At 73.7% G+C, this 13,310-nt stretch carries 12 protein-coding genes; 10 read left to right on the top strand and 2 right to left on the bottom strand.

All coding sequences use genetic code 11. From position 1 onward, the window contains the following. The first annotated feature begins 10 nt into the window (after positions 1 to 10). Entirely contained in the window at positions 11 to 1,105 is a 1,095-nt protein-coding gene (locus tag OG896_RS25805) for an ABC transporter ATP-binding protein (protein ID WP_329369120.1), read from the top strand. Between the two features lie 111 nt (positions 1,106 to 1,216). On the opposite strand, the gene OG896_RS25810 is transcribed toward OG896_RS25805, so the two are convergent. Next, entirely contained in the window at positions 1,217 to 2,347 is a 1,131-nt protein-coding gene (locus OG896_RS25810) for an aminotransferase class V-fold PLP-dependent enzyme (RefSeq protein ID WP_329369122.1), read from the bottom strand. 133 nt (positions 2,348 to 2,480) lie between these two features. On the opposite strand from OG896_RS25810, the gene OG896_RS25815 reads away from it, so the two are divergent. Together OG896_RS25815 and OG896_RS25820 are read left to right on the top strand one after the other, a co-directional pair. Further along, positions 2,481 to 3,902 (top strand): DUF445 domain-containing protein, encoded by a 1,422-nt coding sequence (locus tag OG896_RS25815; protein WP_329369123.1) that lies wholly within the window; start codon positions 2,481 to 2,483, stop codon positions 3,900 to 3,902. Between the two features lie 308 nt (positions 3,903 to 4,210). Further along, positions 4,211 to 5,065 (top strand): fumarylacetoacetate hydrolase family protein, encoded by an 855-nt coding sequence (locus OG896_RS25820; protein WP_329369124.1) that lies wholly within the window; start codon positions 4,211 to 4,213, stop codon positions 5,063 to 5,065. A 37-nt stretch (positions 5,066 to 5,102) separates the two neighbouring features. On the opposite strand, the gene OG896_RS25825 is transcribed toward OG896_RS25820, so the two are convergent. Next, positions 5,103 to 6,182: a Gfo/Idh/MocA family oxidoreductase gene (locus OG896_RS25825; RefSeq protein ID WP_329369126.1), complete on the bottom strand. Its 1,080-nt coding sequence runs from the start codon at positions 6,180 to 6,182 to the stop codon at positions 5,103 to 5,105. Positions 6,183 to 6,355: 173 nt separating this feature from the next. On the opposite strand from OG896_RS25825, the gene OG896_RS25830 reads away from it, so the two are divergent. From OG896_RS25830 to OG896_RS25860, 7 genes are all read left to right on the top strand, one after another. Next, positions 6,356 to 7,105: a GntR family transcriptional regulator gene (locus OG896_RS25830; protein ID WP_329369128.1), complete on the top strand. Its 750-nt coding sequence runs from the start codon at positions 6,356 to 6,358 to the stop codon at positions 7,103 to 7,105. 149 nt (positions 7,106 to 7,254) lie between these two features. Next, positions 7,255 to 8,373 (top strand): TIGR03364 family FAD-dependent oxidoreductase, encoded by a 1,119-nt coding sequence (locus OG896_RS25835; RefSeq protein ID WP_329369130.1) that lies wholly within the window; start codon positions 7,255 to 7,257, stop codon positions 8,371 to 8,373. 68 nt (positions 8,374 to 8,441) lie between these two features. Then, positions 8,442 to 9,089, top strand: a complete 648-nt coding sequence (locus tag OG896_RS25840) for a phosphonatase-like hydrolase (protein WP_402443331.1) — start codon at positions 8,442 to 8,444, stop codon at positions 9,087 to 9,089. A gap of 1 nt (position 9,090) precedes the next feature. Continuing rightward, entirely contained in the window at positions 9,091 to 10,437 is a 1,347-nt protein-coding gene (locus OG896_RS25845) for an ABC transporter ATP-binding protein (protein ID WP_329369134.1), read from the top strand. Continuing rightward, complete coding sequence (locus tag OG896_RS25850) at positions 10,424 to 11,338, top strand: 2-aminoethylphosphonate ABC transporter permease subunit (RefSeq protein ID WP_329369137.1); 915 nt, start codon at positions 10,424 to 10,426, stop codon at positions 11,336 to 11,338. Before OG896_RS25845 ends, OG896_RS25850 begins: the two co-directional genes overlap by 14 nt. Further along, a complete protein-coding gene (locus OG896_RS25855; protein ID WP_328464481.1) occupies positions 11,325 to 12,122 on the top strand; it encodes an ABC transporter permease in 798 nt (265 codons plus the stop codon). Before OG896_RS25850 ends, OG896_RS25855 begins: the two co-directional genes overlap by 14 nt. Positions 12,123 to 12,195: 73 nt before the next feature. Further along, entirely contained in the window at positions 12,196 to 13,287 is a 1,092-nt protein-coding gene (locus tag OG896_RS25860; RefSeq protein WP_329369139.1) for a 2-aminoethylphosphonate ABC transporter substrate-binding protein, read from the top strand. Positions 13,288 to 13,310 lie beyond the last annotated feature (23 nt).

A 13,310-nucleotide genomic window follows, 5' to 3' on the forward strand; every position in this document is an offset into this window, starting at 1 on the left:
GGGAGCCGACATGGTGAGCGACACCGAGGGGCCGGTCGAGCGGGGCCCGGCCGTCGAGCAGGGCCCGCGCGTCGGGGAAGAACCGGCTGTCGAGGGTGAACCGCGGGTCGGGGGTGAACCGGTGGGCGGCCCCGGCGCGGGGTCGGCTGTCGCCGATCCGATCATCGAGCTGGACGGGGTGGAGAAGGTCTTCGACGTACGCCGCAAGGCCGGGCTGCTGCGGCGCGAGCGGCACCAGGTGCGGGCGGTCGACGGGATCACCTTCAGCGTGCCGCGCGGCGAGATCGTCGGCTACATCGGGCCGAACGGCGCGGGCAAGTCCACCACGATCAAGATGCTCACCGGCATCCTCAACCCCAGCGCGGGGCGGGTCCGGGTCGACGGGATCGACCCGGCCCGGGACCGGACCCGGCTGGCCCGGCGGATCGGCGTGGTCTTCGGGCAGCGCACCACGCTGTGGTGGGACCTGCCGCTGCGCGACTCCTACGAGCTGGTCCGGCGGATGTACCGGATTCCGGCCGCCGCCTACGCCCGCAACCTGGGTGCCTGCGTGGAACTCCTCGACCTCGGGCCGCTGCTGGACGCGCCGGTACGGCAGCTCTCGCTCGGGCAGCGGATGCGCGGGGACATCGCGGCGGCGCTGCTGCACGACCCCGAGGTGCTCTACCTCGACGAGCCGACCATCGGTCTCGACGTGGTCAGCAAGAGCCGGGTGCGGGACTTTTTGCGCGACTTCAACGCCGAGCGCGGCACCACGATCCTGCTCACCACGCACGACCTCACGGACATCGAGAGCCTGTGCCGCCGGGTGATGGTGATCGACCACGGCAAGGTGATGTACGACGGCGGGCTCGGGGGGCTGCACGCGGTGGGGGAGAGCGAGCGGACGCTGGTCGCGGACTTCGCCCGCGAGCTTCCTCCGGTGGAGTTGGCGGGGGCGCGGCTGGTGTCCGCCGACGGGCCGAGGCAGTCCTTCGCGTTTCCCGCGGGGGCGAGCGCGGCGCCGCTCGTCGCCGAGCTGGCGACTCGGCATCCCCTGGTGGACCTGTCCATCCGCGAGCCGGACATCGAGGACGTCATCGCGCGGATGTACGGGCGCGCCTGACCCCCCGGGGTGCCAGGTGCTGTCGGGTGAGGGACCACCCGCCGGTGGGGGGTGCGCGCACGTCCTCGCGCCCTTGGCAGGTGACCCTCCGTCCCGACGGAACGCGCCACCCTAGAGGGTCGTCAGCGCCGCGTGGACGTGGTCGGCGGCCGCGGGGGTGGTGGAACCGTGGGCCGACAGCCGGACGGAGTCGGGGCGGACGGTGGGCGTGACCCCGTGGGCGTGGAGGGCGGCGGCGACGTCGGCGGCGGGGGTGCGGGGCATGCGGAAGGAGAGGATGCCGCCGCGTTCGGCGGGCGCCTCGGGGGAGAGCAGGTGGCCGCCGCAGCGGTGTACCACCTCGATCAGTTCGTCGAGCCGCGCGGAGACGTGGGCCTCGATCGCGGGCACGCCGACCTTCTCCACGAGGTTCAGGGCGGCTTCGAGGCCCGCGGCGGCGACCGGGCTGAGGTTGGTGACGCTCCAGCGCTGGGCGCCGTCGGCGGGCGGGTGCCCGCGGTCGTCGAAGAGGGCGGCGTCCTGGACGCCGGTCCACCCGGTGAGGGTGGGTTCTAGGCGTTCCAGGGCGCGGTCGGAGAGGGTCGCGAACCCGGTGGACCAGCTCGCGCGCAGCCACTTCTGCCCGCCGGTGACCACGACGTCGGCCGCCTGCCAGGGCAGGTCGGCGACGCCGAACCCCTGGATGGCGTCCACGATCAGCAGCCGGTCGGGGCCGATCACCTCGCGCAGGGCGGCGAGGTCGGCGCGGTATCCGGTACGGAAGTCCACCGCGCTGACCGACAGCGCGACCACGTCGTCGCAGAGCGCGACCCGTACCGCGTCCGGGGTGACCCGCCCGTCCGGGGCGGCGGCCAGCCAGTGCGGCACGGCCCGGCCGAGCCCGGCCGACCGGCGCCAGGGGTAGTGGTTGGCCGGGAAGTCGCCGGCGGGCACCAGCACGGCGCCGCCGGGCAGGCCGAACGCGGCGTGGAACATGCCGGTGGAGGCGTTCGGCAGGAGGACCGTGTGCGCCGGGTCGGTGCCGGCCAGCCGCGCGGCGGCTTCCCTGGCCCGTTGCTCCGCCAGCATGAGGTCGTTCACGGTGTGCCGGTCGGCGCGGGCGGACCGGTTCAGCGCGTCGGAGGTGGCGTCGAGCACCTGGCGGGACGGGGGGCCGTAGCGTGCGAAGTCGAGATAGCCCGCGGGCTCCTCGAAGTGCTCGGCGTATCCGGGCAGCCCTCCGCCGGTGCGCTGCGGTGTCATCGGGGTGTTCTCCTGGGGTCTGCGGAACGGTTCTGGGGGTCTTCGCACGGGCGCGGGGGCCCGCGGGAGGCGCCGGGAACCTGTCGTACGTTCCCAGACTGGCAGTGGCGGTGAGAATACCCGGGTGGAGCCGATGGACACGGGGCGAGTGGACGGCGCGGGCAGCGCGGACGACGCGGGCGACGCGGAGGGCGCGGGCGCGGCGGCGCGGTCGCGCGCGGATACGGGGCCCGGGCCCGGGCCCGGGCCCGGGCCGGGTGGTCCGGGCGCTCCGGGTGGTCCGGGTGGGCCGGGTGTGCCGGGTGCCGACCCGGACGAGGCACGGCGGGCCGGCGTACGCCGGATGAAGCTGATCGCGACCGGCTTCCTGCTGGTCGCGACCGTGGTGTACGGCCTGGCGAAGTGGGCCGGATCACAGGGCGCGGGCGGCTGGGCCGGTTACGTGGCGGCGGCGGCCGAGGCGGGCATGGTGGGTGCGCTCGCCGACTGGTTCGCGGTCACCGCGCTCTTCCGCCGCCCGCTGGGCCTGCCGATCCCGCACACCGCGATCATCCCGACGAAGAAGGACGCGCTGGGTGCGAGCCTCGGCGACTTCGTGGGCGAGAACTTCCTCTCCTCCGACGTCGTACGGACCCGGCTGCGCGCGGTCGGCATCGGGTCGCGGCTGGGCGGGTGGCTGTCCGAGCCGGCCAACGCGGACAAGGTGACCGATCAGGCGGCGGCCGCGCTGCGCGGCGCCCTGCGGGTGCTGCGCGACTCCGACGTGCAGGCGGTCGTCGGTGAGGCGATCACCCGGCGGGCCGAGGCCCACGAGATCGGGCCGGGGCTCGGCAAGCTGCTGGAGCGGGTGGTCGCCGACGGCGGCCACAAGCGGCTGGTGGACCTGGTGTGCGTACGCGCCCACGACTGGCTGGTGGAGCACGGCGACTCCGTGATGGTGGCGGTGCAGGGCGGGGCGCCCGGCTGGACGCCGCGGTTCGTGGACCGCAGGATCGGCGAGCGCGTCTACAAGGAGTTGCTGAGGTTCGTCACCGAGATGCGGGACTCGCCGGGGCACCCGGCGCGTGGTGCGGTGGACCGGTTCCTCGGGGATTTCGCGGGCGAGTTGCAGTCCGACCCGGACACCCGGGCGCGGGTGGAGCGGCTGAAGAGGGATCTGCTGGCGCGCAGCGAGGTGCAGGACCTCATCGCCAGTGCGTGGGGTGCGGTGCGGGCGATGGTGGTGGCCGCGGCGGACGACGAGCACAGCGAGTTGCGGCGGCGCGCGCGGACGTCCCTGCTGGCGCTCGGTGCGCGGTTGAGCAGCGACGCGCGGCTCCAGGCCAAGGTCGACGGGTGGCTGGAGGACGCGGCGACCTATCTCGTGACGACCTATCGCGACGAGATCACCTCGCTCATCAGTGAGACCGTCGCGGGGTGGGACGCGGAGCAGACCTCCCGCAAGATCGAGGCCCACGTCGGGCGTGACCTCCAGTTCATCCGGATCAACGGGACGGTGGTGGGCGCGATGGCCGGGCTGCTCATCTACGCGATCTCCCGCGTGGCGGGTGGCTGACCCCCCCTGGGGTGCCTGGTGCTGTCGGTCCAGGGACCACCTGCCGGCGGGGGGTCTCGCTGGGGGCTACCCCCCTCCGGGGGAGTTCCCCGCGCTCCTGAGTGACTGCGGCTCCTTCCGCGGAAAGAGGGCCGACCTCAACGGCGCCCGGCCGAAGGCGGCTTCGGGGGGACGTTGACGGGTCGGGCGGTTCGCAGGGAGGATCGGGGGAGACATCCGATGACCTGGTGAGGGCAGGGTGGCCCGTCCCCCGCCGGAGGCGCCCCCCAGGGGGTCGGCGGACCCTGAACCACGTATGGAGTGCACCTGTGAAGCTGTTGCGTGTCGGACCCGTCGGGGCGGAACGCCCGGCCCTGCTGGACCGCGAAGGCGTCCCGCGGGACCTCAGCGGGATCGTCTCCGAGATCGACGGGGCGCTGCTCGCGGACCCGGCCGCGCTCGCGCGGATCGCCGCGGCGGAGGCCGAGGGCACGCTGCCCGCGCTGGACCCCGCGGAGCGGGTCGGCCCGCCGCTGGCCGGCATCGGCAAGATCGTCTGCATCGGGCTGAACTACCACGACCACGCCGAGGAGACCGGCGCCCAACCGCCCGCCGAGCCCGTGGTGTTCATGAAGGCACCGGACACCGTGGTCGGCCCCGACGACACCGTGCTGGTGCCGCGGGGCAGCGAGAAGACCGACTGGGAGGTGGAGTTGGCGGTCGTCATCGGGCGCGAACTGCGGTACGCCGCCTCGCACGAGGAGGCGATGGCGGCCGTCGCCGGGTACGCGGTGGCGCACGACGTGTCCGAGCGGGCCTTCCAGATCGAGCGCGGCGGGCAGTGGGACAAGGGCAAGAACTGCGAGACGTTCAACCCGCTCGGCCCCTGGCTGGTCACCGCGGACGAGGTGCCGGACCCGCAGGCGCTGCCGCTGAAGCTGTGGGTGAACGGCGAGTTGAAGCAGGACGGCTCGACCGCGAGCCAGATCTTCCCGGTGGCCGAAGTGGTGCGCTACCTCAGCCAGTTCATGACCCTGTACCCGGGTGACGTGATCAACACCGGTACCCCCGCGGGCGTGGCGCTCGGGCAGCCCGAGCCCAAGCCGTACCTCAGGCCCGGTGACGTGGTCGAGCTCAGCATCGACGGACTCGGCCGCCAGCGCCAGGAGTTCAAGGGCGCCTGACCCCTCGGGGTGGCCCGGAAGGGACCACCCCGGCGGGTCAGAGCCGTACGGTCTCCCCGGTGGCCGCGGAGCGGTGGGCCGCTTCGATGACGTCCAGGGCCGCGGCGGCGTCGTGTGCCGTCACCGGGGCGGCCGCACCGGTGCGGAGCGCGGCCGCCACGGCCGCGTAGTACGCGGGGTAGTCGCCCGGGAGGGTGGGCACCGGGGCCGTGGTGCCGTCCGAACCGGCGGAGCCCTCGGTGCCGGCGGTGCCCCGGTCGGCGGGCGGTGCCTCGCCCCACGGGGTGCCGTCGCCCGGGCGGCGGCCGGCGCGGAGGGCCGCCTCCTGCGGGTCCAGCCCGTGCACGACATACCCCGCGGTGCTGCCGAGCACGCGGAAGCGCGGCCCGAGCAGCGGCGTGACGGCGCTCATCCACAGGTGGGAGCGCACCCCGGAGGCGTGGGTGAGCGCGATGAAGGCGTCGTCGTCGGCGCTCGCACCCGGGCGTACCGCGGCGGCCTCGGCGTAGACCAGCGCGGCCGGGCCGAAGAGCGCGAGCGCCTGGTCGACGAGATGCGCGCCGAGATCGTAGAGCAGACCTCCGATGTCCGCCGGGTCGCCCGACTCCCGCCAGCCGCCCTTGAGCTGGGGGCGCCACCGTTCGAACCGGGACTCGAAGCGGCGCACCTCGCCGAGCGCGCCGCGCTCGATCAGATCGCGCACCGTGCGGAAGTCGCCGTCCCAGCGGCGGTTCTGGAAGACGCCGAGCAGCAGGCCGCGGGCCTCGGCGAGCGCGGCGAGGGTACGGGCCTCGGCGGCGGTGGCGGCCAGCGGCTTGTCCACGACCACCGGCAGCCCGGCCTCCAACGCCTCGGTGGCCAGCGGCACATGGGTGCGGTTGGGGGAGGCGAGCACCACCAGGTCGAGTTCCCCGGCCCGCGCCCACAACTCCTCGGCACGGTCGGCGAAGCGTACGCCCGGGTGTTCGGCAGCGGCCTGCGCCCGGCGTTCCGGGCTGCTCGTGACGATCGTGTCCAGGACGAGGCCGGGGGTCGCGGCGATCAGCGGGGCGTGGAAGAACGAGCCGGCCGGACCGTATCCGACCAGGCCGACCCGCAGCGGTGGGGGAGTGCTCATGCCGTCACTCTCGCACGCCCCCCGGCACGACCCCCGGCGCGGCCCTCCGGCCGGCCGCGGCGGGGCGGGCACCCGGCCCGGGTGGGCACCCGTACGCCCGTACGCAGGCGGTATGCCGGGGACGGGCCCGGGGGCCGGCCGGGCGTGGCCGACGGATCTGGGAGGATCGTGGGATGAGTGATGCGGCTGATTCCCGGGCCCCGATCCGCGCGGGCATCCCGGAGCACGGCCGGGTGCCGAAGTACTTCGCGGTGAAGACCCGGCTGGAGGGCATGCTCGACGACCTCGGGGAAGGCGGGCTGCTGCCGACCGAGCGGGAGTTGGCGGCGGACTTCGCGGTGGCGCGGGAGACCGTACGGCAGGCGCTGCGCGAACTGCTCATCCAGGGCCGGGTCCGCCGCAAGGGCCGCGGCACCGTGGTGGCCGGGCCCAAGCTGGTCCAGCCGCTGTCCACGGCGAGCTATACCGAGGGCGTACGGCGGCAGGGCCGCGTCCCCGGGCGCAATCTGATCGGCCTGGAACAGCTGGAGGCCGACCCCACGCTCGCCGCCGAGCTGCGGATCGGGACGGGGGACCCGGTCTGGCACATGGAGCGGGTGCTGCTCGCGGACGAGGAGCGGGTCGGACTGGAGAGCACGTACCTGTCCGTCGCGCGACTTCCCCATCTCGCACGGGACTTCGCGCCCGACACCTCCTTCTACGCGTTCCTGAGCGAGCGGATGGGGCTGGCGCCGACGGTGGTGGACGAGCGGATCGAGACGGTGCTGGCGACGCCGCGGGAGGCGTTGCTCATCGGCACGCCGCCGGCTTTGCCGATGCTGCTGCTGCACCGGTCGAGCAAGGACGCGTCCGGGGTGCCCCTGGAGCGGGTGCGGTCCCTGTATCGGGGGGATCGGTTCAGCTTCACCGTCCACCTGGACTAGGAGACGTCAGGGGGCGCCCCTGAAACGGTGTGGCCGTCCTCCTGATATCACGGAAGGGTAACGGGTCTAGGCCAAGTTTGGAGCCTTGTTCACCGGGGCGACCGTATCCCGTTGTGTCGCGGACATCTGCGGTCGCGAACGTCGGGGTCGTGAGAGTCACTGTCGTAGGAGCCGGGGTGCTGGGCACCATGCACGCCTGGCATGCAATCGAACGCGGCCACGAGGTCGTCCACCTGGAGCGGGAGCGCGAGGCGCGCGGCGCCTCCGTCCGCAACTTCGGCCTGGTGTGGGTCGGGGGCAGAGCGGTCGGCGCGGAGCTGGAGACGGCGCTGCGCGCCCGGGAGCTGTGGGAGGAGATCGGCGCGAAGGTGCCGGGCGCCGGCTTCCGGGCGAACGGCTCGCTGACGGTGGTGCGCACGCCCGCCGAGCAGGCGGTCGCCGAGGACGTGCTGGGCCGGCCCGACGCCGCCGAGCGCGGCTACAAGTGGCTGTCGCCGGCCGAGGTCCGCGCGTACAACCCGGCGCTGGGCGGCGACTTCCTCGGCGCGCTGCTGTGCGAGAAGGACGCCGCGGTCGAGCCGCGCACCACGCTGCCCGCGCTGCGCGCCCACCTGGCCGCGACCGGCCGCTACACGTTCGTACCCGGCCGGGAGGTCCGCGACGTGGCGACGGGCTCGGTCCGGGACGACCACGGCACGGTGTACCGCTCGGACAGCGTGGTGCTGGCGACCGGCGCCTGGCTGGGCGGCCTGGTCAGGGAACTGGCCCCGGAGCTGCCGGTGCGCCGGGTCCGGCTGCAGATGGCGCAGACCGCGCCGCTGGGCGAGGCGCTCACCACGTCGGTCGCCGACGGCGACAGCTTCCGCTACTACCCCGCCTACGCCGGCGCCGCCCTGGAGGCGCTGCGCTCCGGCGAGCCGCAGCCGCCGGTCGCGGCCGAGCACCGGATGCAGCTGCTGATGGTCCAGCGGCTCGACGGCGGCCTGACCATCGGCGACACCCACGAGTACGACGAGGCGTTCGCCTTCGACGTGACCGAGGACCCCTACGAGCACCTGCGCGAGCGGGCCGCCGCCCTGCTCGGCCGCCCGCTGCCGCCCATCCGGCGCCGCTGGGCCGGGGTGTACGCGCAGACCGTCGACACCGCCGAGGTCGTCCACCGCGAGCAGGTGCTCGACGGGGTGTGGCTGGTCACCGGGCCCGGCGGACGCGGCATGACCTGCTCGCCCGCGATCGGCGAGACCACTGCGAACCGAATCGGCTGGTGAACACCGTGACCTCCACCCCCACCTCGACCCCGTCCCCTTCCCCCGCGCCCACGCTGGTCGTGCTCGACATGGCCGGCACCACCGTCGCCGACGGCGGGCTGGTGGAGTCGGCCTTCTCCCGGGCCGCGCAGGAGCTGGGCGTCGAGCCCGGCAGCGCCGACCACGCCGAGAAGCTCGACTACGTCCGCGCCACCATGGGCGAGTCGAAGATCACCGTCTTCCGCGCCCTGTTCAGCACGGAGGAGACCGCCCAGCGCGGCAACTCCGCCTTCGAACGCGCCTACGCCGAGCTGGTCGACGGCGGGCAGTGCAAGCCGCTGCCCGGCGCCGAGGAGGCGATCCGCGAACTGCGCGCGCAGGGCCGCAAGGTCGTCCTGACCACCGGGTTCGCCCGCACCACCCAGGACGCCATCCTCGACGCCCTGGGCTGGCAGGACATCGCCGACCTCACCCTGTGCCCGGCCGACGCCGGCCGCGGCCGCCCACACCCGGACATGGTGCTCACCGCGCTGCTGCGCACCGGCACCGAGTCCGTGCGGCACGTCGCGGTGGCCGGTGACACGGCGTACGACATGCTCAGCGGCGTACGGGCCGGCGCGGCGGTCGTGGCCGGGGTCACCAGCGGCGCGCACGACGAGCCCCGGCTGCGGGCGGCGGGCGCCACCCACGTGCTCGGGTCGGTCGCCGAACTCCCGGCGCTGCTCGGGGGGTCGTGACATGACCCGCACGAGCACCGCCACCTCCTCCGCCCGGGGCGCGGCCACCGGCCCCGGCACCCTCAAGGGGGCCGCGGGTCCGGCCCGCGCCGCCGGCCCCGCCTCCGGCATCCGCTTCGACCACGTCAGCGTCACGTACGGCGCCACCACCGTCCTGGACGCGCTGGACCTGACCGTCGAACCCGGCGAGGTGATGGCCCTGCTCGGCCCGTCCGGTTCCGGCAAGACCACCGCGCTGCGGGCGGTCGCCGGGTTCGTCCACCCCTCCGCCGGGCGGGTGCTGATCGGCGGCCGGGACGTCACCGGCCTGCCCCCGTACAAGCGCGGCATCGGCATGGTGGTGCAGCAGTACGCGCTCTTCCCGCACCTGCGGGTCGAGCAGAACGTCGCGTTCGGGCTGAAGGCGAACCGTACGCCGCGCGCCGAGGTGGGCCCGCGGGTCGCGGCCGCGCTGGAGATGACCGGCATGGCCGGGTACGCGCGCCGCTACCCGCGCGAGCTGTCCGGCGGCCAGCAGCAGCGGGTCGCGATCGCCCGCGCGCTGGCCATCCGGCCGGGCGTGCTGCTGCTGGACGAGCCGCTGTCGGCGCTCGACGCCCAGTTGCGCTCGGGCATGCTCGCCGAACTCGCCCGGCTGCACCGCGAACTGCCCGACGTGTCGATCCTCTACGTCACCCACGACCAGATCGAGGCGCTCACCCTGGCCGACCGGATCGCCGTCCTGGACCGGGCCAGGCTGCAGGACTGCGGCACGCCGCACGAGCTGTACCGCACCCCGCGCACCGCCTTCACCGCGAGCTTCGTCGGCAGCGCCAACCTGCTGCGGGTGCGGGCCGAGGGCGACGGCGTGTTCCGGCTCGGTACGGCCGCGCTGCGCGTCGAGGTGCCGGCACCGGCTCCGGCCGCCGGCGCGGAGGCGACGGTGTGCCTGCGCCCGCACGTGCTGCGGCAGACGCCGCTCACCGCCGAGCCGGGCACGGAGGAGGTCAACGTGCTGCGCGGCACCGTCACCGCCGTGCAGTGGCGCGGCCACACCCACCGGCTGCTGGTCGACGCGTACGGGAGCGAACTGCGCGCCGACGTCGGCGACCTGCGGCAGCCGCCGGGGGTCGGCGAACCGGTCGCGCTCACCTTCGACGCGCAGGACGCGGTGCTGCTGCCCGGCGGCCTGGCCGCGGACGGCACGGACCGAGCCCCCGAACCCGCCCCCGGGCGCGGCGGCGGCTCCGCGAACGGCGGCTCCGGGAACGGTGGCCCCGCGAACGACGGCTCCGCGAACGGCGGTCCCGCGAGCGACGGCTCCGCGAACGGCGGCGACGGGGGAGGTGCCGGCGATGGCGTCGGCTAGCGCGGGCTCGACCGCGGTCGGCCCGCGGGTGGACGGCGACAGCAGGCCCAGGCGCCCGCGCGCCGTACCGGCCTGGCTGTGGGCGGTGCCCCCGGTCGCCGGACTCGGCCTGGTCTTCCTCTATCCGCTGGTCCTGGTGGTCAAGCAGTCCTTCTCGCCCGACGCGGGCGGGCACTCCACAAAGCCCTGGTCGCAGGTGTTCCAGGAGCAGTCCTTCCGCAAGGCGCTGTGGAACACCGTGTGGATCGCGGCCGGTTCCACCGCGGGCTGCCTGGTCCTCGGCTTCCTGCTCGCCCTGGTGATCGCCTTCGTGCCGTTCCCCGGCGGGAAGGTGCTCAGCCGGTTCATCGACATCTTCCTTGCCTTCCCGTCCTTCCTGATCACCCTCGCGCTGCTGTTCATCTACGGCACGGTCGGCATGGCCAACGGGCTGTGGACGGACGCGACCGGGGCGGCCGCCGGACCGGTCGACTTCCTGCACACCCCCTGGGGCGTGCTGCTCGCCGAGGTCACCTACTTCACGCCGTTCGTGATGCGGCCGCTGCTCGCGGCGTTCTCGCAGGTCGACACGGCCCAGCTGGAGGCCGCCTCGTCGCTGGGCGCGCGGGCGCCGCGGATCGTCCGGCAGGTGATCCTGCCCGAGGCGCTGCCGTCGCTGGCCGCAGGCGGCGGACTCGTCCTGGTGCTGTGCCTCAACGAGTTCGGGATCGTGCTGTTCACCGGCGCGAAGAACACCACGACGCTGCCGATGCTCGTCTACAGCAAGGCGATCCTCGACGGGGACTACCCGGGGGCGTGCGTCGTCGCGGTGGTCTCGGTGGTGCTGTCGGTCTCCTTGTACGGGCTCTACCGGGTCCTGGTGGCCCGCACCACGGGAGGTGCACGCCGTGCTGGTGCATAGCAGGCCGGGCCGGATCGCGTCCTGGGTGGTCTTCTTCGCGCTGTTCCTGCCGGTGTTCGCGCTGCCCTTCCTGGTCGTCCTGATGGCGTCGTTCGCGACGAACTGGAGCGGGGCCTTCCCCTCGCACGCCACGTTCGCGCACTACCGGGACATCGGGAGCGGCGACTCGCTGCACGCGCTCACCACGAGCCTGCTCACCGCGCTGTGCGCGAGTCTGCTCGCGCTCCTGGTCGGCGGGTGGGCGGCGCTGGCCGCGGAACGCCTGCGCGGGGGCGCCCGCAAGCTGCTCGACGGGCTGTTCGTGCTGCCGGTGGCGGTGCCGTCGGTGGTGGTCGGGCTGTCGCTGCTGGTCGCCTTCTCCAAGCCGCCGTTCCTGCTCAACGGCACCGCGAAGATCGTCATCCTCGCGCACACCGTGCTGGTCACCGCGTTCGCGTACCAGTCCGTCAGCGCGGCGCTGGCGCGGCTGGACCCGGCGTACGAGCAGAGCGCGGCGAGCCTCGGGGCGCGGCCGTCGTACGTTCTGTGGCGGGTCCGCATCCCCCTGCTGCTCCCGTCGCTCACGGCCGCCGCGGGGCTGTGCTTCGCGCTGTCCATGGGGGAGCTCTCGGCCACGATGATGCTCTACCCGCCGGACTGGATGCCGTTGCCCGTACAGATCTACGGCGCCACGAACCGGGGCTCGCTCTTCGAAGGAGCGGCGCTGGCGGTGGTGCTCATGGTCAGCACGCTCGTCGTGCTCCTGGTGATGGGCCGGATACGGACCCGGGCCGCCTTCCGCTGACCCGAACCACCTCCTGCCTCGCCCCTTGCCCCACCTCACAACAACGTTCATGACTCAAGGAGTTAGATCTGCCATGCGCAAGCGCAACAGCAGCAGCCGTCTGCTCAGCCCGATCGCCGCCGTGAGCGGGGTCGCCGTGATGGGCCTCGTCCTGGCCGGCTGCGGGGGTTCGTCGTCGGCGGACAGCGGCAAGCCGTCGACGACGGTGACGGTGTACAGCGCGGACGGGCTGCACACGGACACCGGGGACGGGTTCTACAACAAGGTCTTCAAGGACTTCACCGCGAAGACCGGGATCAAGGTCAAGTACGTGGAGGGCGGCTCCGGCGAGGTCGTGCAGCGGCTGGTGCGGGAGAAGTCGAACACGCAGGCCGACGTGGTGGTGACGCTTCCCCCGTTCATCCAGCAGGCGCAGGAGAAGGGGCTGCTGACGTCGTACAAGCCCGCCGGCGTGGACAAGGTGGCCGCGGCGGACAAGGACGCGGACGGCTCGTGGGAGTCGATCGTCAACAACTACCTGTGCTTCATCTACAACACCAAGGAACTCGCGCAGCCGCCGAAGACGTGGGACGACCTGCTGGACGGGAAGTTCAAGGGCAAGCTGCAGTACTCGACGCCGGGCGTCGCCGGTGACGGCACCGCCGTGGTGATCAAGGCGATGCACGACCTGGGCGGCAAGGACGCGGCGATGGCGTACCTGAAGAAGCTCCAGGCGAACAACGTGGGCCCGTCGGCGTCGACCGGCCAGCTCGCCCCGAAGGTCGACAAGGGCGAACTGCTCGTGGCCAACGGCGACGTGCAGATGAACTACGCCGACAAGGCGTCCATGCCGAACCAGGGCATCTTCTTCCCGGCGGCGAACGCGACCGGCAAGCCGACCACGTTCGCGCTGCCGTACGCGGCGGGTCTGGTGAAGAACGCCCCGCACGAGGACGCCGGCAAGAAGCTGCTGGACTACTTCCTCAGCCCGGCCGTGCAGCAGGAGGTCTCCTCGGTGGGCGGCGGCTTCGCCGCCCGCACCGACGTGACCGCGACCGACGCCAACGCGGCCGCCCTGAAGCAGATCATGGCGGGGGTGGACGTCTTCACGCCGGACTGGAAGGACATCAACGACAACCTCGACTCGTACGTCGAGGCGTGGAGGTCCGCCACCGGCAGCAGCTGATACCGCGGGCTGGACGGCCGGGG

It is taken from the genome of Streptomyces sp. NBC_00669 (assembly GCF_036226785.1).
In the GTDB taxonomy this organism is placed as follows: Bacteria; Actinomycetota; Actinomycetes; order Streptomycetales; family Streptomycetaceae; genus Actinacidiphila.

Excerpts from the sequence above, each read along its gene's own strand:
- OG896_RS25805 (WP_329369120.1), top strand. The coding sequence starts at position 11 with ATGGTGAGCGACACCGAGGGGCCGGTCGAGCGGGGCCCGGCCGTCGAG.
- OG896_RS25810 (WP_329369122.1), bottom strand. The coding sequence starts at position 2,347 with ATGACACCGCAGCGCACCGGCGGAGGGCTGCCCGGATACGCCGAGCAC.
- OG896_RS25815 (WP_329369123.1), top strand. The coding sequence starts at position 2,481 with ATGGACACGGGGCGAGTGGACGGCGCGGGCAGCGCGGACGACGCGGGC.
- OG896_RS25825 (WP_329369126.1), bottom strand. The coding sequence starts at position 6,182 with ATGAGCACTCCCCCACCGCTGCGGGTCGGCCTGGTCGGATACGGTCCG.
- OG896_RS25830 (WP_329369128.1), top strand. The coding sequence starts at position 6,356 with ATGAGTGATGCGGCTGATTCCCGGGCCCCGATCCGCGCGGGCATCCCG.
- OG896_RS25840 (WP_402443331.1), top strand. The coding sequence starts at position 8,442 with ATGGCCGGCACCACCGTCGCCGACGGCGGGCTGGTGGAGTCGGCCTTC.
- OG896_RS25845 (WP_329369134.1), top strand. The coding sequence starts at position 9,091 with ATGACCCGCACGAGCACCGCCACCTCCTCCGCCCGGGGCGCGGCCACC.
- OG896_RS25850 (WP_329369137.1), top strand. The coding sequence starts at position 10,424 with ATGGCGTCGGCTAGCGCGGGCTCGACCGCGGTCGGCCCGCGGGTGGAC.
- OG896_RS25860 (WP_329369139.1), top strand. The coding sequence starts at position 12,196 with ATGCGCAAGCGCAACAGCAGCAGCCGTCTGCTCAGCCCGATCGCCGCC.